This is a genomic window from Streptomyces akebiae (genome assembly GCF_019599145.1).
GTDB lineage: Bacteria > Actinomycetota > Actinomycetes > Streptomycetales > Streptomycetaceae > Streptomyces > Streptomyces akebiae.
This window is the reverse complement of sequence record NZ_CP080647.1, coordinates 3612926-3633742: the sequence shown is the minus strand read 5'-3', so window position 1 is coordinate 3633742 and position 20817 is coordinate 3612926. Positions and strand designations below refer to the sequence as shown.

Annotated in this window: 22 protein-coding genes and 1 pseudogene; 12 read left to right on the top strand and 11 right to left on the bottom strand. The window is 70.0% G+C overall.

Going from position 1 to position 20817, the window contains the following annotated elements:
• Positions 1-125: 125 nt before the first annotated feature.
• Both K1J60_RS15510 and K1J60_RS15505 read left to right on the top strand, forming a co-directional pair.
• Positions 126-848 carry a DUF1707 SHOCT-like domain-containing protein gene (locus K1J60_RS15510; protein WP_220646732.1) on the top strand — a complete coding sequence of 241 codons (723 nt, stop codon included), beginning with the start codon at positions 126-128 and terminating at the stop codon, positions 846-848.
• Positions 849-1021: 173 nt separating this feature from the next.
• Positions 1022-1399: a WhiB family transcriptional regulator gene (locus tag K1J60_RS15505; protein WP_220646731.1), complete on the top strand. Its 378-nt coding sequence runs from the start codon at positions 1022-1024 to the stop codon at positions 1397-1399.
• A 97-nt stretch (positions 1400-1496) separates the two neighbouring features.
• Here K1J60_RS15505 and glpX read toward each other — a convergent pair whose 3' ends face one another.
• A complete protein-coding gene (gene glpX, locus K1J60_RS15500; protein ID WP_033531799.1) occupies positions 1497-2531 on the bottom strand; it encodes a class II fructose-bisphosphatase in 1035 nt (344 codons plus the stop codon).
• Positions 2532-2665: 134 nt separating this feature from the next.
• Between glpX and K1J60_RS15495 the strand changes: the two genes are divergently transcribed.
• Positions 2666-3175 (top strand): DUF4245 domain-containing protein, encoded by a 510-nt coding sequence (locus tag K1J60_RS15495; RefSeq protein WP_220651479.1) that lies wholly within the window; start codon positions 2666-2668, stop codon positions 3173-3175.
• Between the two features lie 138 nt (positions 3176-3313).
• Here K1J60_RS15495 and K1J60_RS15490 read toward each other — a convergent pair whose 3' ends face one another.
• Together K1J60_RS15490 and xseA are read right to left on the bottom strand one after the other, a co-directional pair.
• Positions 3314-3604 (bottom strand): exodeoxyribonuclease VII small subunit, encoded by a 291-nt coding sequence (locus K1J60_RS15490; RefSeq protein ID WP_220646730.1) that lies wholly within the window; start codon positions 3602-3604, stop codon positions 3314-3316.
• 10 nt (positions 3605-3614) lie between these two features.
• Positions 3615-4865, bottom strand: coding sequence for an exodeoxyribonuclease VII large subunit (gene xseA / locus K1J60_RS15485; RefSeq protein WP_220646729.1), 1251 nt, complete (start codon positions 4863-4865; stop codon positions 3615-3617).
• 296 nt (positions 4866-5161) lie between these two features.
• Between xseA and K1J60_RS15480 the strand changes: the two genes are divergently transcribed.
• Both K1J60_RS15480 and ppgK read left to right on the top strand, forming a co-directional pair.
• Positions 5162-6172 carry a 4-hydroxy-3-methylbut-2-enyl diphosphate reductase gene (locus K1J60_RS15480; RefSeq protein WP_220646728.1) on the top strand — a complete coding sequence of 337 codons (1011 nt, stop codon included), beginning with the start codon at positions 5162-5164 and terminating at the stop codon, positions 6170-6172.
• A 140-nt stretch (positions 6173-6312) separates the two neighbouring features.
• Entirely contained in the window at positions 6313-7059 is a 747-nt protein-coding gene (ppgK, locus tag K1J60_RS15475; protein ID WP_220646727.1) for a polyphosphate--glucose phosphotransferase, read from the top strand.
• 93 nt (positions 7060-7152) lie between these two features.
• On the opposite strand, the gene K1J60_RS15470 is transcribed toward ppgK, so the two are convergent.
• On the bottom strand, positions 7153-7776 hold the full coding sequence (locus tag K1J60_RS15470) for a DUF6542 domain-containing protein (RefSeq protein WP_317619712.1): 624 nt from the start codon (positions 7774-7776) through the stop codon (positions 7153-7155).
• A 402-nt stretch (positions 7777-8178) separates the two neighbouring features.
• Here K1J60_RS15470 and ychF point away from each other — a divergent pair, with 402 nt between their 5' ends.
• Positions 8179-9267 (top strand): redox-regulated ATPase YchF, encoded by a 1089-nt coding sequence (ychF, locus tag K1J60_RS15465; protein WP_033529355.1) that lies wholly within the window; start codon positions 8179-8181, stop codon positions 9265-9267.
• A 244-nt stretch (positions 9268-9511) separates the two neighbouring features.
• On the opposite strand, the gene K1J60_RS15460 is transcribed toward ychF, so the two are convergent.
• From K1J60_RS15460 to K1J60_RS15435, 6 genes are all read right to left on the bottom strand, one after another.
• The gene (locus tag K1J60_RS15460; RefSeq protein WP_220646725.1) at positions 9512-9820 is read right to left on the bottom strand and encodes a hypothetical protein; all 309 of its coding nucleotides are present in this window, start codon (positions 9818-9820) and stop codon (positions 9512-9514) included.
• A 157-nt stretch (positions 9821-9977) separates the two neighbouring features.
• A complete protein-coding gene (locus K1J60_RS15455; protein ID WP_220646724.1) occupies positions 9978-11078 on the bottom strand; it encodes a PDR/VanB family oxidoreductase in 1101 nt (366 codons plus the stop codon).
• A gap of 23 nt (positions 11079-11101) precedes the next feature.
• The gene (locus K1J60_RS15450) at positions 11102-12013 is read right to left on the bottom strand and encodes a metal-dependent hydrolase (RefSeq protein WP_220646723.1); all 912 of its coding nucleotides are present in this window, start codon (positions 12011-12013) and stop codon (positions 11102-11104) included.
• A gap of 88 nt (positions 12014-12101) precedes the next feature.
• Positions 12102-13025, bottom strand: coding sequence for an alpha/beta fold hydrolase (locus K1J60_RS15445; RefSeq protein ID WP_220646722.1), 924 nt, complete (start codon positions 13023-13025; stop codon positions 12102-12104).
• Positions 13022-14176, bottom strand: a complete 1155-nt coding sequence (locus K1J60_RS15440) for an MBL fold metallo-hydrolase (RefSeq protein ID WP_220646721.1) — start codon at positions 14174-14176, stop codon at positions 13022-13024. The genes K1J60_RS15445 and K1J60_RS15440 overlap by 4 nt, the downstream gene beginning before the upstream one ends.
• Before the next feature lie 4 nt (positions 14177-14180).
• A complete protein-coding gene (locus tag K1J60_RS15435; protein WP_220646720.1) occupies positions 14181-15092 on the bottom strand; it encodes an SDR family oxidoreductase in 912 nt (303 codons plus the stop codon).
• Positions 15093-15244: 152 nt separating this feature from the next.
• Here K1J60_RS15435 and K1J60_RS15430 point away from each other — a divergent pair, with 152 nt between their 5' ends.
• The 6 genes from K1J60_RS15430 (at position 15245) to lipB (ending at position 20614) form a co-directional block, all read left to right on the top strand.
• Complete coding sequence (locus tag K1J60_RS15430; protein ID WP_220646719.1) at positions 15245-15886, top strand: TetR/AcrR family transcriptional regulator; 642 nt, start codon at positions 15245-15247, stop codon at positions 15884-15886.
• 159 nt (positions 15887-16045) lie between these two features.
• On the top strand, positions 16046-16201 hold the full coding sequence (locus K1J60_RS15425; protein ID WP_220646718.1) for a hypothetical protein: 156 nt from the start codon (positions 16046-16048) through the stop codon (positions 16199-16201).
• Positions 16202-16676: 475 nt separating this feature from the next.
• On the top strand, positions 16677-17489 hold the full coding sequence (locus K1J60_RS15420) for an oxidoreductase (protein ID WP_220646717.1): 813 nt from the start codon (positions 16677-16679) through the stop codon (positions 17487-17489).
• Between the two features lie 63 nt (positions 17490-17552).
• Positions 17553-18071, top strand: coding sequence for a nuclear transport factor 2 family protein (locus tag K1J60_RS15415; RefSeq protein ID WP_220646716.1), 519 nt, complete (start codon positions 17553-17555; stop codon positions 18069-18071).
• Between the two features lie 288 nt (positions 18072-18359).
• Entirely contained in the window at positions 18360-19511 is a 1152-nt protein-coding gene (locus K1J60_RS15410; RefSeq protein WP_220646715.1) for an L-dopachrome tautomerase-related protein, read from the top strand.
• 434 nt (positions 19512-19945) lie between these two features.
• Positions 19946-20614 (top strand): lipoyl(octanoyl) transferase LipB, encoded by a 669-nt coding sequence (gene lipB / locus K1J60_RS15405; RefSeq protein ID WP_220646714.1) that lies wholly within the window; start codon positions 19946-19948, stop codon positions 20612-20614.
• A gap of 40 nt (positions 20615-20654) precedes the next feature.
• Here lipB and K1J60_RS45830 read toward each other — a convergent pair.
• A pseudogene (locus tag K1J60_RS45830) lies at positions 20655-20794 on the bottom strand (IS5-like element ISMt1 family transposase); the annotation flags it as partial.
• Positions 20795-20817: the final 23 nt, after the last annotated feature.

Below are 20817 nucleotides of genomic sequence, written 5' to 3'. Positions count from 1 at the left end.
TCGGCAGCGTCCACCAGCGTAGAACCTGCCTCGGGGGCCGGGCTTGTGAGGTAAGGCTCAGTTCGTCGGCCCCGAGTTGTCCACACCTCTGGTCGCGATCTATCGCGAGTGGGTACGCTGCTGCCGTGGACCTTCAGAAGCGCCCCACCCAGGAACCGCCGTTGTCCGCTGCCGAACTGCGCGCCTCCGACGCCGACCGCGACCGGATCGCCGACCTCCTGCGCGACGCTCTCGCCGAGGGCCGCCTCACCGCGGACGAGCACGCCGAGCGGGTCGAGGGCGTGCTCGCCGCGAAGACGGTGGGCGAGCTGGACGTCTTCGTACGGGACCTGCCGGCCGGCCAGGCCCGCAAGGCGGGCCAGGTGTATGTGCCGCCCGTCTCCTCCGTGCCCAACCGGCCCACGCCCGGCGCCATCCCGATCGACCCCGACGACCGTCTGGTCGCCGTCTTCAGCGCCTCGACGCGCAAGGGCCGTTGGCGGCCCGGGCGCCGTATCCACGCCTGGGCGATATTCGGCAGTGTCGAACTGGACCTGAGCGAGGCGCTCTTCGAGCACCGTCAGGTGATGATCAAGGCGATCTCGGTCTTCGGCAGCGTCGAGATCCGCGTCCCGGAGAACGTCTCGCTGCGCGGCAGCGGCGGCGCCGTCCTCGGCGACTTCACGGTGGACGCGCTGGATTCGAGCGAGACCGACGCCCCCGTGGTCTATGTGGACGGGCTGGCCGTCCTCGGGAGCGTCGAGGCGAAACCCAAGCGGGGCAAGGTGATCTCCGACCTCCTCGGTCGGGTCACCGACCATGTCGCCCGCAAGGTGGACGATCATTTGCGCAAACATCTGGATCGTTGACGGTTGTGAATTCGACCACGCCCGGACAGCCCCCGAGCGATCCGGTCCGGTTGTGACCACACGGTGTTGACAACGAATTCCAGCGGTTCGGGACTCAGTGCATAGGCCCGCGCACAGCGGGTAGGCCTTGCTGCATCGTCTCTCGCTCGCGAAGCCGTCGTCAGGAGTAGACCGTGCTGCATCCGCCGCATTCGTCCCTGCAGGTCGCTGCTGTTCCGCCCCAGCGGGTGCCAGTGGGAGACAGGGATCAGGACGCCCCGTGGCACACGGAGGCCGTGTGCCGGCGTGACGAGGCCGGGCTGTTCTTCGCCCCCTCCAAGGAACCCACCGCGTCCCGGCTCTCCCGCGAGGAAGCCGCCAAGCGTGTCTGTGCCCGCTGCCCCGTCATGGTCGAGTGCCGGGAACACGCACTCCTGCAACCCGAGCCCTACGGCGTCTGGGGCGGCCTCACCGCGGCCGAACGCCGCGTGGTGCTGGCCCGCAGGCGCCGCCGGGACCTCGAACTGAAGAAGGCCGCGAGGACGAACGGGACGATAGCGGCGGCAGGTTGAGACCCGCACCCACCCAGGAGGGCGCCCTCTCCGCACAAGAGGGCGCCCTCCTGGTGTGGTTACTGCCAGGGCACGGGGTACCGCGCGACCGGCGGAGCTACTTGGCCTTCTCGAAGTCGATGGAGCTGTAGGCCCGCAGCTTGCTCAAGCGGTGCGTCGAGTCGATCCGCCGCACCGTCCCCGACTTCGACCGCATCACGATCGAGTCGGTGGTCGCGGTCTCCGACCGGTACCGCACCCCGCGCAGCAGCTCACCGTCGGTGATCCCCGTGGCGACGAAGAACACGTTCTCCCCGGACACCAGGTCGTCGGTCGTCAGTACCCGGTCGAGGTCGTGCCCCGCGTCGATCGCCCGCTGCCGCTCCGCGTCGTCCTTCGGCCACAACTTGCCCTGGATCGTGCCGCCGAGACACTTCACCGCGCAGGCCGAGATGATGCCCTCGGGCGTACCGCCCACCCCGAGCAGCAGATCGACGCCCGTGCCCTCCCGCAGCGCCAGGATCGAGCCCGCGACATCGCCGTCGGAGATCAGCTTGATCCGCGCCCCGGCCTCCCGGATCTCCTTGATGATCCCCTCGTGCCGGGGCCGGTCCAGGATGACCACGGTCACGTCGTCCGGGGCGGACCGCTTGGCCTTGGCGACCCGGCGGATGTTCACAGAGACGGGCGCGTCGATGTCGACGAAGTCGGCCGCCTCGGGCCCGGTGACCAGCTTGTCCATGTAGAAGACGGCCGACGGGTCGAACATCGTCCCCCGGTCGGCCGCGGCCAGCACGGCGATCGCGTTCGTCATGCCCTTGGCGGTCAGCGTCGTACCGTCGATCGGGTCCACGGCGATGTCGCACTCCGGCCCGGTGCCGTCACCGACACGCTCGCCGTTGAAGAGCATCGGGGCTTCGTCCTTCTCGCCCTCCCCGATCACGACGACACCGTTCATCGACACGGTGGAGACGAGGGTCCGCATGGCGCGCACGGCCGCTCCGTCCGCCCCGTTCTTGTCCCCGCGGCCGACCCAGCGGCCCGCGGCCATCGCGGCCGCCTCGGTCACCCGTACGAGCTCCAGGGCGAGGTTGCGGTCGGGGGCCTCGGAGGGGACTTCGAGCTCGGACGGCAAATGATGGTTCTCGGTCATCGGAGCGCACCTTTCTGATACGACGACGGCCGGATGAGGGTTCCCGTCGACTCTATCGTCAGTTCGACAGAATGAGCAGGGGACCCCACGGATGAGCAGACCAGGGCACCTGCGACGATGAGGCCGTGGCAGGTATGAAAGGCAAGCAGACCGTTCGCGACATGGTCCTCTCCCTGGGGCTCATCATGCTGGCGGCATGGGTGATCTATCTCTTCATCCCGCATGACGAGACCGAGCAGGAGCCCAAGCGCGTCGACTACCGCGTCGAACTGCTGACGGCACGTCGCGCGGCCTCCTATCCGGTGGCGGCGCCCGAAGGCCTGCCCGCCACCTGGAAGGCGACCTCCGTCCGCTTCCGGGGCGACGAGTCCGACCGCTGGCACCTCGGGTTCCACGACCCCGACGGGCAGTACGTGGGGATCGAGCAGTCCGCCGAGAAGCCAGCCCGGTTCATCGCGGACGCCACCCAGGACGCGAAGAAGACCGGCACCACGCAGGAGATCGGCGACGAGACTTGGACCCGGTACGAGGGCGACCGCTACGACGCCCTCGTCCTGCAGGGCCAGGGCTCCACCACCGTGGTCACCGGCTCCGCGTCCTTCGCCCAGCTGACGAAGATGGCCGAGGCGCTCACGACGGAGTGACCGGCGCTCACGACGAGTGACCACGCGCGGTGGGACGAGGCCCGCGGAGGGCCCCGGCGAGTGCGCCGGGGGTCCTACGTCATGGCTGCTGTGAGGCTCGGTCGGGTGGCATTCGCCCCGGTCGGGGACCGCTCGCCGCTACTCGGAGCCCCGGGCCTTCCCGTCGGCCGCAGGCTCCGCCGACTCGTCCGCCAGCGCCGCGTCCAGCCGCGCCCGTGCCCCGTCCAGCCAGCGCCGGCAGACCTTGGCCAGCTCCTCGCCGCGCTCCCAGAGGGCGAGGGACTCCTCCAGCGTCGTACCGCCCGCCTCCAGGCGCCGGACGACCTCGATCAGCTCGTCCCGCGCCTGCTCGTACCCGAGGGCGCGATCGGCCTCGGAGACCCCGGCGGCCTCGGTCGTCGCCTCGGCCTCACTCACGTTGCTGGTCATGCGGCCCACCTTATGCGTCCCCTCCGACAGTCCCGGTCTCGTGGCCGGTCCCCGCTCCCTCGACCCGTACGACGAACTCGCCCTCCGCCACCCGCGCCCGCAACGGCTCCTCCGGCCCGACCTCGCCGGGCGCGCGGATCACATGCCCGTCCGCCTTCTGCAGCACCGCGTACCCCCGCTGGAGCGTCGCCGCGGGGGAGAGGGCCACCACGCGCGCGTGCGTGTGCGTCAACTCCGAGACGGCGCGGTCCAGATGGTGCCCGAGGCAGCGGCGTCCCCGGTCGAGCAACGAGGCCACGTGGTCGGCACGCTCGTCGATCATGCGGTGCGGGTCCTCTATCGAAGGGCGCGCCAACGCATGGGCCAGCCCCCGCTCCTCCCGCTCCACGAACGCCTGCACGCACCGTCGCGCCCGGTCCCGCAGCCACCGCACGCGCTCGTACTCCTCGCCCACGTCCGGTACGACCTTCTTGGCCGCGTCGGTCGGCGTGGACGCGCGCAGGTCCGCCACATAGTCCAGCAACGGCGTGTCCGGCTCGTGCCCGATCGCCGACACCACCGGCGTACGACAGGCCGCGACCGCCCGTACGAGCTGCTCGTCGGAGAACGGCAGGAGATCCTCGACGCTGCCGCCGCCGCGCGCCACCACGATGACGTCCACGCCCTCCAGCGCGTCCAGCTCCTTCACCGCCTGCACGACCTGCGGCACCGCGTGCACACCCTGCACGGGGACGTTACGCACCTCGAAACGGACGGCCGGCCAGCGGTGCCGCGCGTTCTCCAGCACGTCCCGCTCGGCTGCCGAGGCGCGGCCGCACACGAGCCCGATGAGCTGCGGCAGGAAGGGCAGTGGCTTCTTGCGCTCGGGCGCGAACAGCCCCTCGCTCGCCAGCGACTTCTTCAACTGTTCCAGTCGGGCCAGCAGTTCACCGACGCCGACCGGCTTTATCTCGGTGGCCCGCAGCGACAGCTGCCCGCGCGGGGCGTACCATTCCGGCTTCGCCAGGACGACGACCCGGGCGCCCTCGCTCACCACGTCGGCCACCGCGTCGAACACCTGCCGGTAGCAGGTCACGCCCACGGAGATGTCGTGCGACGGGTCCCGCAGCGTGAGGAACACGACGCCCGCACCCGGCCGCCGCGACAACTGCGTGATCTGCCCCTCCACCCACACCGCGCCGAGCCGGTCGATCCAGCCACCGATGAGGCGGGAGACCTCGCCGACGGGGAGGGGGGATTCGGCGGATGTGTTCAGAGCCATGCGGCCGAGCGTAGCGGGGGGTACGGACAAAGCCGCCGACGAGCGCGGGACGGGGTGGGGGTGCCTGTGCGTCGGCGGGTGCGGGTGGTTCGTGGTTGCTCGCGGAGTTCCCCGCGCCCCTTGAGGGCCTACGGCCCCATCGGGTCGAAAAGCACGGGGCGCAGCCCCTGCTTTTCAGGGGCGCGGGGAACTGCGCGAGCGAGAAGCCCCACGCACCCGCAGCCGCCGACGCACCGGCACCCCCACCCCCTCTCGCGCCGCCCGTCGGCCAAGACCCCGCCGGGGAACCCCCTACGATGGAAGACATGACCGCTTCGCCTGGCCGCCGCCGTGTCCTCCTCGCCGCCCCGCGCGGCTACTGCGCGGGTGTCGACCGCGCGGTGATCGCCGTCGAGAAGGCCCTGGAGCAGTACGGGGCCCCGATCTACGTCCGCCACGAGATCGTCCACAACAAGTACGTCGTGCAGACACTGGAGAAGAAGGGCGCCATCTTCGTCGAGCAGACGGAGGAGGTCCCCGAGGGCAACATCGTCATGTTCTCGGCGCACGGCGTCGCCCCGACCGTCCACGAAGAGGCCGCCCGCGGCAAGCTCGCCACCATCGACGCGACCTGCCCGCTGGTCACCAAGGTCCACAAGGAAGCGATCCGGTACGCGCAGGACGACTTCGACATCCTCCTGATCGGGCACGAGGGCCACGAAGAGGTCATCGGCACCTCGGGTGAGGCCCCGGACCACATCCAGCTGGTCGACGGCCCCGAGGACGTCGCCAAGGTCGAGGTCCGCGACCCGTCCAAGATCGTCTGGCTCTCCCAGACCACGCTCTCCGTCGACGAGACGATGGAGACGGTCGGTGCGCTCAAGGAGAAGTTCCCGCTGCTCGTCTCGCCGCCGAGCGACGACATCTGCTACGCCACGCAGAACCGTCAGCTCGCCGTGAAGCAGATGGGCGCCCAGGCGGAACTGGTCATCGTGGTCGGCTCCCGCAACTCCTCCAACTCGGTCCGGCTCGTCGAGGTCGCCAAGCTCGCCGGCTCGCGCGAGGCCTACCTCGTGGACTTCGCGAGCGAGATCGACGAGGCCTGGCTGGAGGGCGTGGAGACCGTCGGCGTCACCTCGGGCGCCTCCGTGCCGGAGGTCCTCGTCGAAGAGGTTCTGGAGTGGCTGTCCCGGCACGGCTACGAGGACGTCGAACTGGTGAAGGCCGCCGAGGAGTCGATCACCTTCTCCCTGCCCAAGGAGCTCCGCCGCGACCTGCGCGAGGAGGCGGCCTCCCTGGTCGCCGAGCGCACCGGCCAGGGCGCCTGACCCCGCGAACACGCGAGTACGGCCCCGGGACGTGAAGGTTCCGGGGCCGTACCCGTTCGGGGACGTGAGGATTCCCGCTCCCGTCGGCGGTCGGCCACCTCGGGAACGTGACTGTCAGTCGTACGACGTAACGTAGGGCCATGCACATCTTCGGCGTGGACATCGGCGGTTCGGGCATCAAGGGCGCTCCCGTGGACCTGGACCTGGGGGACCTGGCGGACGAGCGGCACAAGGTGCTGACCCCGCACCCGGCGACGCCCGACGCGGTGGCCGACGGGGTCAAGGAGGTCGTCGACCACTTCGGCTGGACCGGCCCGGTCGGCATCACCTTCCCCGGCGTGGTCACGGGCGGTGCCACGATCCGCACGGCGGCCAACGTCGACAAGAGCTGGATCGACGTCGACGCGCGCGCCCTGCTGAGCGAGCGGATCGGCGGCCTGCCGGTGACCGTGGTGAACGACGCGGACGCGGCGGGGGTGGCCGAGGTCCAGTTCGGCGCGGGGCGCGACCGGCAGGGCACGGTCATCCTGCTCACCTTCGGCACGGGCATCGGCAGCGCCGTCTTCTCCGACGGCGTCCTCGTCCCCAACACGGAACTGGGCCACCTGGAACTCCACGGCCACGACGCCGAGACCCGCGCCTCCACCAAGGCCAAGGACGACCACGAGCTGACCTGGGAGCACTGGGCCAAGCGCGTCACCAAGTACCTCGCCCACGTCGAGATGCTCTTCTCGCCCGAGCTGTTCATCGTCGGCGGCGGCGTCAGCCGCAAGTCCGCGAAGTTCCTCCACCTCATCGAGGGCATCAGGGCGGAGATCGTCCCGGCCCAGCTGCAGAACAACGCGGGCATCGTCGGCGCGGCGATGCGTGCGGCCAAGGCCGGCTAGGGGGCGGGCGGTCCGGAAAGAAGAGCCGGGGCCTGCTGCGGCTTCCGCGGCACCCTGACGCACGGCACCGCGGAGGCACGTCGCGCGGAGCGCTCAGTACCCCCGGGGCACGGTACGGCGGGGCTGGGCCGGAGGCCTCGGCGCCCTGGGCCCGACGGGCCGGTGGCCGTACGAAGGCCGCGCCTGGACACCCGGCGCTCGCTCCCGGCCCTGCCCCTGGCTGCCCTGCCCGCCGACCCGCGCCCGTCCCTCCCGGCCGTCCCGCTCCCCCGCCCTCTCTTTCACCCTCTCCCTTTGCCTCTCCAGCTCCCGTTCGGCGGCTCGGCGGGCCATCAGCCGCAGCTTGCGTACGGTCACGATGACCCCGGCGACGAGCGTGCCGCCGTAGAGCCAGCCGGCCTGCATGGCGAGGGCGGTGACCAGGGCCATCAGATGTCCTCCGAGGCCGCCCTCGCCCTCGGCGAGCAACGGCAGCCCCACCGCGAAGGCGATCGGTACGACGACGGGCGCGCTCGCCAGGTCCCCGCGCCGCACCCACCCCGCGCTCAGCGCGCTGACCAGCAGGAAGAGCACGCCGTACACGGCGGCGGACGCGCCGAGGAGCAGCCGGTCGAGGCCGGCCAGCACCACCATCGACACTCCGCAGAACACCCCGCAGCCCAGTCCGGTGAGGCGTGGATTCGGCATCCGGCGCACGGCCCGCGCGATGCTCCGCACGGCTCGGACCGGAGGCGGTACGGGCCCGCGCGCGACCGGAGCACGACGCGGTCCGCCCGCGCCGGGAACCCGGCGCCCTCTGCCCGCCTGCGGCGGCAGGGGCGAGGCGCCGCGCTGCGGCCCGGTCCGAGGGGGATGCGGGGGGTACGTCCTTTGCTGCTGCTCCACTCGTCCAACTTAGGTCGGTTAATGTGCCGAATGGGTTCACAGACACGCCGTCGAGCGGACCTTGGCCAAGCGTTCGATACCTCGCCGGTGCGGGTGCCGGTACGCCGTAAACTGGGGGATCGGCCGGCCTTCCGGCCGCTGGGGCACGATCCGCCGGACAGGCTCCGGGCCGGCCCCAGGCCCAGCCGCCCAGCCCCGGCCGCCTGGCCCTCCTACGTACGGGAAGTCGCAAACGTGTCGCTCACGATCGGAATCGTCGGTCTGCCCAACGTCGGCAAGTCGACCCTGTTCAACGCCCTGACCAAGAACGACGTGTTGGCGGCCAACTACCCGTTCGCCACGATCGAGCCGAACGTCGGCGTCGTGGGCGTCCCGGACGAGCGCCTGGCCAAGCTGGCCGAGATCTTCGGCTCGCAGCGTGTCCTCCCGGCGACCGTCGACTTCGTCGACATCGCGGGCATCGTGCGCGGCGCCAGCGAGGGCGAGGGCCTCGGCAACAAGTTCCTCGCGAACATCCGGGAGTCGGACGCGATCTGCCAGGTCATCCGTGCCTTCCAGGACGAGAACGTCGTCCACGTCGACGGCAAGGTCTCGCCCAAGGACGACATCGAGACGATCAACACCGAGCTGATCCTCGCCGACCTCCAGACCATCGAGAAGGTGCTGCCCCGGCTCCAGAAGGAGTCGCGCATCAAGAAGGACATCGCCCCGAAGGTCGCCGCCGTCGAGGCCGCCAAGGAGATCCTGGAGAAGGGCGACACCCTCTTCTCCCAGGGCATCGTGCAGGGCTCCGGCAACGAGGAGCTCCTCCACGACCTGCACCTGCTCACCACGAAGCCGTTCCTCTACGTCTTCAACGTCGACGAGGACGAGCTGACCGACGAGGACTTCAAGAACGAGCAGCGCGCCCTGGTGGCCCCCGCCGAGGCGATCTTCCTCAACGCCAAGCTGGAGCAGGACCTCGCCGAGCTGGACGAGGCGGACGCGATGGAGCTCCTGGAGTCGGTCGGCGCGGTGGAGCCTGGCCTCGCCACCCTCGCCCGTGTCGGCTTCGACACCCTGGGCCTGCAGACCTACCTCACGGCCGGCCCCAAGGAATCCCGCGCCTGGACCATCAAGAAGGGCGCGACGGCCCCCGAGGCGGCCGGTGTGATCCACACCGACTTCCAGAAGGGCTTCATCAAGGCCGAAGTGATCTCCTTCACCGACCTGGTCGAAACCGGCTCGGTGGCCGAGGCCCGCGCCAAGGGCAAGGCCCGTATGGAGGGCAAGGACTACGTCATGCAGGACGGGGACGTCGTCGAGTTCCGCTTCAATGTCTAGTCGGTGACCTAACGCCACTTCGCCGATCTGGCAAACATGCAGGTCAAATGGGGTCTGACTCTTCGGGGGCAGGCCCCTGGATTTTTACCGTGCTGGATAGGTGCTGGATTTTCAGACCTGTCGTCGCCTGTCATCACCCCCGCTCATCCCTACCGTGCTGGATCCGTGCTGAGAAGGAAGCAACTCGACTCCACCCAACTCGGGACGGTCCGGAGCCTCCATCAGACCCGGAGCGGTTCAGATGTCAGTCAGCGTCACCAGGCGTTCGATCTCCTGGGCGCCGACGGCCGTGGTCGGAATATCGGGGACGGGCAGGTCCAGGTTTGCCGTCGGTCTCTGCCACTCCGTCTTCCAGGCCCAGCCGGGCGCCCTCGGTCGGCATCCTGGACTTGACTTCCACGAGCAGCACGAGGTCGTCGAGGACGACGATCCAGTCGACGCTGAGGAACCAGTTGCGCTTGACCTGGTAGGTGATCTCGCCGATGACCTCAGCATCTGGTATCAGGCGGAGTTGGCGGCCGACGTATTCCCCGCTTGCTTGCGGTGGCCACATACTTGGCCACGCTTCTCGGAGAAGCGGATGAGGCCATCGGTCTCTGACGCTTTGGTAGGAGGGACGGGCGCGGGCTCGGGTTCATGGTCGGAACAACCCTCGGTTACGCATGCGAGGGCGTCACGCAGGACTTCCTCGACGGGCGCTCGGTCATCGCTCACACCTCCAGCACCAACCGCTCTCCTTCCGGTGCGCGCGAGACGCAGGGCAGCATGGCGCCGGCCGCACGTTCGGTGGCCGTGAGCCGACGGTCACGATGATCGACCTGGCCCTGGGCCACCCGTACCCGGCAGGTGCCGCAGAACCCCTGGCGGCAGGAGAACGGCAGGTCCGGCAGGGCCTCGTGGAGAACATCCAGGGCGGAGCGGTCGTACGGCACCGGCAGAACCCGTCCGGTGTCGCCCAGTTGGAGTTCGAAGGGACGGCCGTCCGTGATCGGGGGCGGGGCGAAGCGCTCGAAGTGCAGGGCTGACGCGCGGCTGCCACCGAACGCGCGCCGAACGCCGTCGATCATGGGCGCGGGCCCGCAGCAGTACACCGCACCCGCCGCCGGGATCGAGCTCAACAGATCGGCTGCTTCGGGCACGCCGGACTCGTCGTCAGGACGGATGGAGACCCGGCCGGGGGCGGCGGCCGCGAGTTCGGCCAGCTCTGCCGCGAAGGGCATCGAGCCGCGGCTGCGGCCGGTGTGCACGAGCCTCCAGTCCAGGCCGCGTCGGGCGGCCTCCCGGGCCATCGGCAGGATCGGGGTGATTCCGATGCCGCCCGCGATGAGCAGGACGGATGCCTCGGCGGCGAAGGGGAAGGCGTTCCGGGGCGCGGTGACGGCGACCCGCACACCGTCTCCGAGCGTGTCGTGTACCTCGGCCGAACCGCCTGCGCCGTCGGCGATGCGGCGCACCGCGATGCGGTACCGGTGGCGGTCGGCGGGGTCGCCGCACAGGGAGTACTGGCGCTTGCGGCCGGAGGGCAGGTGCAGTTCGATGTGGGCGCCGGGCTGCCAGGGCGGGAGTGTTCCCCCGTCGGGTGCTGCCAGCCGCAGGGAGACGACATCCTCGGCTTCTTGGTGCTTGGTGGCGACCACCAGTTCCCGGATCGCGGGCATCGCGGTGGTCGCCGGGTGCCTTGGAGGATTGCTGCGCCGTGCGAGTCGCGTGACCGCGTTGTCGCTGAAGGACGCCAGCTTCTGCATGAAGGAGTCGCTGCGCGGTCTGCCGTACAGGTCCGGCGGCCGAGTGACGGGTGTGCTGATGTCCATGGGATGCCTTGCCGGTTGCTGGGTCACTGGGCAGCCGCTCGGGCAGCGGGGGAGGCCGCCAGGTAGGCGACCGCCTGCTGGGTCGAGCCCTCCTGGGTGGGGTGGTAGCCGGGGCGGAAGTAGCGCAGCACCGAGCGGGCGAACGAGACCGGCGGGGGCAACAGGTCCTTGCGGGCCGCGGCCAGGTAGTCGCGGAAGCGGACCTCGACCCGGTCGTCGAGTTCGGGGTCGGCGCTCATCAGGAAGCGGACTCCGCGGATCCACAGCCGGGTCAGCACCGGAGCGGTGACGAGCATGCCGACCACTCGGCGCCGGTAGCGGGGATCGAGGTGCACCAGCAGGTCGAACGCGACCGAACGGTGCTCGACCTCCTCCGCGCCGTGCCAGCGGAACAGATCGAGCATCGCGGGGTCCGCGCCGGCCCGGTCCAGGTGCCCGTTGCTGAGAATCCAGTGACCCATGTACGCGGTGAAGTGCTCGAAGGCCGCGATGAGGGCGAGCCGTTGGAGGAGGTGCGCGTGTGCGGCGGCCGGCGTCAGCTCCGGCCGGTCTCCGAGCACCCTTCGGAAGATCCATTCGGACTGCAGGGTGTACGGAGCCGGGTCCAGCCCCTTGGCGAGCAGGTGCTCCAGGACCTCCTGGTGCGCCTCGGCGTGCATCGCTTCCTGGCCGATGAAGCCGCGTACGTCCTCGCGCAGCCGGTCGTCGGTGATCAGTGGCAGTGCCTGCTCGAAGGTGCGCACGAACCAGCGTTCGAGCTCGGGGAGCATGAGGTGGAGCACGTCGAAGGTGTGGGTCGCGAAGGGCTCACCCGGCAGCCAGTGCAGCGGGGTGGTGCTCCAGTCGAAGGTGACGTCCCGGGGTTGCAGCACCAGGTCGTGGTGGTCGATGGGTTCGAACGGGCCTTCCAGGTGGGTACGTGCGGCTCGGAACATGACGGGTTCCTCCTCCGTCGGCGATCGGTGTGTGTGAAGGGGCGGTCAGGCAGTCGTCCAGTACTGCCGGTCTGTTGCTGCTGGCCCGTCAGATCGGGTGCGCGGTGTGGTCCGGACTGCGGCGGGAGCCGTCTTCGACGTGGTGGGCGAATTCCGCGATCCGGGACGCGACCTCCTCGGGGTGGCTGAGCTGTACCCAGTGCCCGGCGTCGATCGGACGCCGTCGTATCCGGCCCGTCCAGCGCTCCACTCCGTACGACAGCACCGGGGTGACGCAGAAGTCGCGGGTGGGGATGATGAGCTGAACCGGGACGGTGGTCGGCCGGTCCCGGGGACGCAGCAGGCGGGGCAGCATGTTGGCGCGGTACAGCGCGATGCCGGACACGGCGTCGCGGGCCAGCGTCGGCGCGGGGTAGGGGGCGTGCCCGGGCACGCCTTGGGAGCCGGTGAGGAAGGCGCGCCAGCGGTGTCCCAGCGCTCTCCAGGTCAGGGTGGGCAGGAGCGGGACATGGAAGTAGGCGATGTACCAGGACCGTGCGGCCTGCCTCAGCATCTTCGGCAGGTCCGGATGCCGTGGCCGAAGGCGGGCCCGGATCAGGTGGCCGACGTGGTCCAGGCAGGGTCCGGAGATGGAGGTGAACGAGGCGATCCGCCCGGCCAGGCGGGTGCCGGTGACCGACTCCCAGGAGTGGATCGATCCCCAGTCGTGTCCGACCAGGTGCACCGGGCGGTCGGGGCTGACGGCGTCGAGAACCGCCTCCAGGTCGGCTTCCAGGCGGGACATCCGGTAGGCGTGCAGACCCCTGGGCCGGTGGGAGGCACCGGCTCCCCGCACGTCGAAGGCGGTGACGTGGAAGCAGTCGGCCAGGCGCTCGGCGACCGGGCGCCACACGGCGCTGGTGTCCGGATAGCCGTGGACCAGCACCACCGGAGGAGCCGTGGACAATCCCCACTGGTAGGCGGCCAACTCCACGCCGTCCGCGGCGATCCGGCGGGCGGCCGGGCCGGTCATCGGCCACCACCGGCAGGGCTGAGTTCGCCGTAGTTCAGACCGCCGTGGACGAAGCTGGGCACCACCGGCCAGTGCCGCTTGAAGGGAGCCAGCTCCGAGGAGGGCAGGATCTGCAGCCAGCGCGGATCGCGTCGGCTGGGGTCGGCGAGCGTCTTCTCCTTGACCATGGAGTCGTACTGGTCGAGGGAGTCCTCCAGGGTGTTGGCGTTGGGCACCACCTCATGGCCGTAGAACGCGGCGTGGCGGCGCACCCCGGGGATGCGGGAGAGCTCGGGCTGCCAGTTGTCGGCCGAGATGCCGTTCTCGGAGGAGACCCACACTCCGTCGGGGGTGTTCAGCACCAGGGAGTGGTTGCCGTCCGTATGGCCGGGGGTCCACAACAGGCTGACGCCGACACCGAGTTCGACATCGCCGTCGAAGGCGGTGACGCGCTCGGGCGGTACCCCGTCCATGCCTCCGTCGACGTACCAGGCCCACTGCATCGGATGCGTCGATGCGAAGGTGCCCAGCTCCCTGCGGTGCACCAGCAGCCGGGCGCGCGGGAACAGCGCTTCGCGGGGTGCCCGTTCGCCGGGAATGGTGCTGGTACTTCCCATGATCATGCGCACGTCCTGGACGTGCAGATGGTCGAAGCTGACGAAGTCCACGTCCTCGGGTCGCAGACCGCAGGAGGGCAGGACGGTGTTCGGGTCCTGGTAGTAGCGGGCGAAGACGTGCTCGGTGAGAAAGTCCCCCGCCAGCCGCTTGAGCTGGGCGTAGAACGGCGCTTGAGCCGTTCCGGCGGCGACGGTCGGCTCCCACACCAGTGTCTTCGGCTCACCGTCGAAGCCGTCGAACTGCACGACGAGCATCCGGTTGACGATGCTCACGAACGGGTTGACGGCGAGCGCGGCGCCGTGGAAGCCGAACCGGGTCGGGTACGGGGCGGCGGCGATGTCGAAACTGCGGACGGCGCGGATGCGGCCCTGCTGGACGAACCGCTCACGGTAGGTGGCCGCGGCGCTGCGCACGGCGCGCAGCCGGTCACCGCGGGGCCAGACGTCGTGGACACCTTCGAATTCGGGGATGGGGCGCAGAGCGGCGGCGTCCTGGGCCTCCTGGGCCTCCTTGGTCTTCTTCGCGCTGGGCGCCGGCTTGGGCGTGGTGGTCACGGGCTCATCCTTCGGGCAGGCGGGCGGTGCGGGTGCGCTGCTCGTACGCCGCGCGGACCGACCGGTCGGACAGGGCAGCGAGTTGGTTGGGGACGAGGAGGTGGTGCAGGGCGTCGCGGGCACGGCCCGGCAGCACCGCGGCCAAGCGGGTCAGGGCGGCTACCCGGCGTGGGACGAAGACCTCGAACCGCGGGCGCAGCACGACGTCGAGCACCGCGTCGGCCACCTGATCCGTCGTCAGGCGTCGGGTGGGGCCGGTCGCGGTGCCCACGGCCAGCTCGGTGTCCACGACGCCGGGCATCACCAGGGACACGTGCACGCCGGTGCCGCGCAGTTCGGCGCGGACGGCTGTGCTGTAGCCGTGGAGTGCGTGCTTCGTCGCCGCGTAGGTCGCCTCGCCGGCCGGGGCGACCTTGCTGGCGGCGGAGGCGATGTTCACCACGTGACCGCGACCGCGTTTCCGCATCCCGGGGATCACGAGTTTCATCCCCCGCAGTACGCCGTGGACGTTGACGTCGAACTGGCGCAGGGCGGCTTCCTCCGGTTCCTCCTCGAAGGGGCCCACCCACATGATTCCGGCGTTGTTGATCAGTACGTCGATGGGCCCCAGCTCGGTCTCGACGGTGCGCAGGAAGTCTTCGAAGGAATGGGTGTCGGTGACGTCGAGAGGCAGCCCGAGCAGTCGGCCACCGGGATGCGCGCCGAGGGCTCCAGCCGTCTCCTTGGCAAGCTCCGTGTCGAGATCGCCGATCGCCACGGCGGCTCCGGCTGCGGCGAGCCGGGCTGCGACGGCACGCCCGATTCCACGGCCCGCTCCGGTGACCGCTATCACTCGGCCGGTCAGGGGTTGTGTGTGGGGGAGCCTGTCGCGGTCTCTCCGGCTGGACGTGTACGAGATTTTGGGCGGTGCTGCCACGATCGAGCCCCTTTCTTGCCCTGAGCATGAGCGGAGCGCCGAGCGGCCGGCGGACCTCACGCTCGTCTGACACGATGCCATGTCAGATGAACTGACAAGCTAGAGTGTCAGTTCGGAGTACACCGGTGTCAACACCTCTGCGAAGGGGAGAAATGACCGGCACACAGACCGCCGGGCGGCGCTACGGCGGACGCGACGCGGCGCAGCGACAGCAGGAGCGCCGCACCCGCCTCATCCAGGCGGGCCTCGACCTGTTCGGCACGGCCGGATTTGCCGCAGCGTCCGTCAAGCAGGTGTGCTCGCACGCCGGACTGACCGAGCGCTACTTCTACGAGTCCTTCCGCGACCGCGAAGACCTTCTCGCCGGGGTCTACGACGAGCTGATCACTACGATCATCGCCGAGACCGCGCAGGCCGCAGCCGCTGCCGCACCCGATGTCGACGCCCAGCTGCGCGCCGGACTCGAGGTCTTCATCCGCACACTGGCCGGCGACGCCCGCAAGGCCCGCCTGGTGCTCATCGAGGTCGTGGGCGCAAGCCCCCGCCTCGAAGTGCGGCGCCGTGACGTCCTGCACGAATTCGCCGCGATGGTCGCCGCCGTCGTCGGACCGCTATCCGACCCGGAAGCCTCCTCCAGCCGGCTCACCATGACCGCGATGAGTCTGGTCGGCGGAGTCAACGAACTGCTCGTGGACTGGACGCTCGGCCACCAGAAGGCCACCGTCGAAGAACTGATCGACCTGTGCCACACCCTGTACATCGCGGCCTACCGAGCCATCAGCGATCAGCTCTGATCAGGCAGGCCGGATTCCCTCATCAGGAGCTTCTGCACCGGACGGCAGCCCACACCCCCTGCTCACCGGACAGGCCCTGCCGCTATCGCTGGGCGCCCGCAGCTGCCCGAACCCGCTAGGTGCCCGCATCCTCGACCGCAGCCACTTTCCCTTCGCGCGGTGGACGCATTCGCCGGAATCGAGCACTGCGCCCAGCTGGTGATCATCGTCGACGGCAGCGGGCTCGTGCCTGTCCCACCCGACGCCGCCGAGGGCTTCTGCTGCTTGGTGTGCCTGGCGGCTGCCGCGACCGGGCATCCCCGCATCTGTGTCTGAAGCGTTTTCGGGGTGTGCCGAGACCGGCCGCAGTGTCCGATCGCCATTGAGCTGCTCATGGCGGGTGAGGCCCGCTCGTGCCGCCCGTCCTTGGCCACCTGTCGAACGCCAGGAAGGCGTTCTTCCGCGCTCCGCGTCAAGGTGGCGGCGATCGCCTTCTCGCCCGGGAAGAGTCGGAAGAGGTACGGCTGCGTGGCACCGGCCTGCTTGGCAATCGCCTCGGCGGAAATGCCATAGCAGCCCTTGGGCCCGAACTCGCGATCGCAGCGCGTTGATGGTGCTGTCGCGTCTCTCCCGCCTGTTCGTCCGGCGCGTGCCGCCATGTCGGCGGGCGTCGGTCAGCTCGACTTGAAGCCGGCCGGCGACGCGGCCCGGGATCGGTTCTGTGCGTGAGCTTGCGCACTGGAAACCGATCGGTTTACAGTGAGGCAAAGAGGAAACCAATCGGTTTCCCGGGTGGGTTCGGGAGTGCGTGATGACGACAAATCGACCGGTGGCCCTCGTGACGGGCGCCTCCTCCGGTATCGGCAGGCAGACCGCCCTCGCGCTGGTCGCGGCGGGTTTCGAGGTGGCCGGCACCGGCCGCGACACCTCACGCGTCACCCCGCTCCAGGGCGTGACGTTCTTCGACCTCGACGTGGTCAGCGACAAGTCGGTCACCGCCGTGGTCCAGCAGGTGATCGACCGGTTCGGGCGGATCGACGTCCTGGTCAACAACGCCGGCATCGGCTCGATCGGCGCGGCCGAGGAAACCTCCCTCGCGCAGGCCCAGGGCGTCTTCGACATCAACGTCTTCGGGGTCATGCGCATGGTCAAGGAGGTCCTGCCGCACATGCGCGCCCGGGGGCGCGGCCGCATCATCAACCTCTCGTCCGTACAGGGCTTCATCCCCGCCCCCTACATGGCCGTCTACGGCGCGTCCAAGCACGCCATCGAGGGCTACTCCCAGTCCCTGGACCACGAGGTCCGGCAGTACGGCGTCCGCTCGCTCCTGGTCGAACCCGCCTACACCAACACCGGATTCGAGACCAACAGTGCCAAGCCCGACACCCCCCTGCAGACCTACGCCGACCAGCGGCACGTCTTCGACCGCCTGATGGCGGAGGCGATCAAGGCGGGCGACGACCCCGCCGTGGTCGCCAAGGCGATCGTCACGGCCGCGACCGACACCAAGCCGAAACTGCGCTACGCCGCCGGCCCCATGGCCGGACGCGCACGCATGCTCCGCTTCGTTCCCGCCTGGGTCCTGGACAAGCAGATCCGCACGATGAACAAGCTCACCGGCTGACACCCCACCCGCGCACTCCGCCACCCACAAACCCGTTCGCGCCGCTGATACCGGGAGAGACCCATGTCCGAGACCCTGCACTCCGCCGCCGCTACCGTCGCCAGCTGGCGCTCCGCCGAGGAACGCGGTGACGTCGACGCCGCGGTCGCGTGCCTGAGCCCGGACGTCGTGCTGAGCTCGCCGCTCACCGACCAGTTCCGCTTCGAGGGATCTGACCAGCTGCGCGACTTCCTGACCGTGGCGTTCGCGACGGTCAAGGACGTCCGCTACCACACCCAGACCGGCGAGGGCGACGCGTACGCGCTGGTCTACCGGGCGCGGGTGGGTTCCCAGTCGCTCGAGGAAGTGCAGATGCTGCGGCTCGATGACCAAGCACGCATCACGGAGATCACGCTCTTCGGGCGCCCGATGCCGGCCCTCACCGCCCTGATGCACCTGATGGGTCCGGCGCTCGCTCGCCAGCAGGGCCGCCGGGGCCTTGCGACGCTCATGAGCGTCAGCACCGTACCCATTCACGCGATGGTCTCCTCAGGGGACCGCGGCATGGTCGCGAAGACCCGCCCAGCAGCCCGGCGGACCTGAGAGCACCGGGTCCACCGGCCGTTCGGCCCCAATCCCCTTCCAGGAGCCGGCGGGAGCCGCGGGCGATGTCCCCGGCGAACAGCTCCAGGTCGCAGGAACGCACGAGGTACCCGCCGTCCAGACGGCTCCGGCTCGCCCTGACCACACGGGCGAAGTCGACTTCCCGGGGGCGACTGCCCGGAGGCACCGCCCTCCACCGGCCAGGGCAACGTCCGCCCCCCATGCGTCGAAGTGATTGCGGCAACTCGACGTGCTTTCCAGCAACTTGACCTAACAGGAGACGCTCCCATGAAACGACGCACGTTCCTTACGGCAACCACCGCGTCGCTGGCCGCCACCCAACTCGCCGCACCCGCCTCCGCCTCCCCATCCGGCTCAACAGCCGGCCGCTACGAGGTCGTTGCCCGCTTCTGGGGTGCGATGCCGACGGGTGTCACCGTCTCGCGCCGCGGCCGCACCTTCGTCAACTTTCCCCGCTGGGGCGACGACGTGCCGTTCACCGTCGCCGAGCTGCGGGGCGGGAAGCCGGTGGCCTATCCCGACGCCGAGGTGAACCGCGAGGACGCCTCCGATCTGGCCGGGCACTTCCAGTCGGTGCAGAGCGTCGTCATTGATGGGGCCGACCGGCTGTGGATTCTCGACACCGGAAGCCCGGGGTTCGCCGGATCGTCCTACGGCGGTCCCAAGCTCGTGGCGGTCGACCTGCGCACCGACCGGATCGTAAGGAAGATCCTCTTCCCGCCCGAGGTGGTGCCGGCGAACAGCTACCCCAACGACGTGCGCTTCGACCTGCGGCGGGGCGCCGAGGGCATGGCCTTCATCACCGACTCGGGCGGCTCCAACGGCATTATCGTGGTCGACCTCGCCACCGGCCGCTCCTGGCGGCGATTGACCGGGCACCCCTCGGCACTCCCGGACAAGCAGTTCCTGCCGGTCATCGAGGGCGAGCCCTTCATGGTCCGCCCCGCGGGTGGCGAGCCCACGTACTACGAGACCGGCTCCGACGGCATCGCTCTGAGCGCCGACGGCACCCGCCTCTACTACTGCCCGCTCTCCAGCCGTCGACTGCACAGCGTGTCCACCGACGCCCTCGCCGACCCGGACGCCACGGACGCCGAGGTGGCGGGGACGGTCGAGGACCTCGGGTTCAAGCCGATGGCCGACGGCCTGGAGAGCGACGACAGGGGGCGGCTCTACGGCGGCGACCTGGAACACAACGCGATCTGGCGCAGGAGCCCGAACGGCACCTACCGGACCCTCGCCCAGGGACGCGACCTGCTCTGGGTCGACACCTTGTCCGTCGCCTCGGACCGGCACCTGTACGCCATCGCCAACCAGCTCAACCGGCTGTCGCCCTTCCACGAGGGCAAGGACCTGCGCCGCAAGCCCTATCTCCTGGTCCGCCTGCCCATCGGTGCTGGGCCGGTCAGGCTCGTGTGACCTCTCCGGCTCACGTCAGGTGGCCGCATGGTCGCTGGATCGGAGCGCACCCCAGCCGTGCAGCGGGCGACCCCGGCCCGGGCGCGGAACCGGTCGGGGCAAGGCTTGCCGGTGCAGTGCGCGGCGATGCGGTCGCGGGCGCAAGACCGCGCACCGCCGGTGGAGTCTCGACGCGGCGCTGGCAGCGCTGTTCGACCGCATCGACCATGCGCATCTGCTCCGTCGGCCCGGCACATGCTCCGAGGAGGATCAAGCAGCGGCTGAAGCCGGGCGTGGCCGAGCTTGAACAGCTCACCTCGACCGAGGCGAGGGGGCCGCCTCCCCGCCGCGACCGCCCGCGCCATGCGATGCACGGTCTGCTCATCGGCAACACCGGACCAGGAGTTTGCAGGCGCGGCGCGAGGCGACGTCGCCTCGAAGGCAGAGGAGAGGTAATGCGGCCAGGGAAGATGGAGCGAGTCGATCTGGGCGAGGTGCCGTATGAGGTGGCGCAGGCCGACATGGCCGGTTGGGTTGCCGAGCGGAAGCAGGGGCGAACCGGGGATCGGCTGTTTCTGCTCACTCACCCTCCCGTGATCACCTACACGGCGCGGACACCGGCCGACCAACTGCCAGAGCCGACTTCACCGATCAGCCTGGTCGAAGTCGACCGGGGAGGTCACGCCACCTATCACGGGCCAGGGCAGCTGATCGGGTATCTCGTGCTGAACGTACGCGAGCTGGGACCGCGCGGCTTGATACGACGGATCGAACACGCCCTGATCCGCGCGCTGGGGTCACTCGGATTCGAGGCGGTACGCCGGGACACACCCCGAGGCGCTGAGAGCCTGGTCGGCGTGTGGACGCCCGACCACCGCAAAATCGCCTCCATCGGCATGCGCATCAGCGGCGGCGTCACCAGCCACGGATTCGCGCTCAACGTCGACCCGGACCTCGACGTCTACACCACGTTCATGGCCTGCGCCCTGCCCGGTGTCCGGATGACCTCGTTGGCTCAACTCGCTGCCGAACTCGACCGGCCCACGCCCACGGAGGCGCAGGTGAGGGATGCTGCAGCCGAGGCCGTAACAGCCGAGCTGGCGCCAACGCGCGCAGTCTCCTGAGCCGGGGCGGGCGCTTGCGCGGTGGCTGCAGCTCAGTTTCCAGTCTCCGCCTCCCGTAGACCGGCGGCCACAGACCGAACCTGCCCGGCATTTCCCGCCATCGGCTGCTGGTGCGGAACCGTCGGATCACCCCTCGAACTGCTCACGCAGCCGCTCAGGGTACGGGTCGTGCTCGCCCATCGGTAGGAAGGGCTCGATCAATT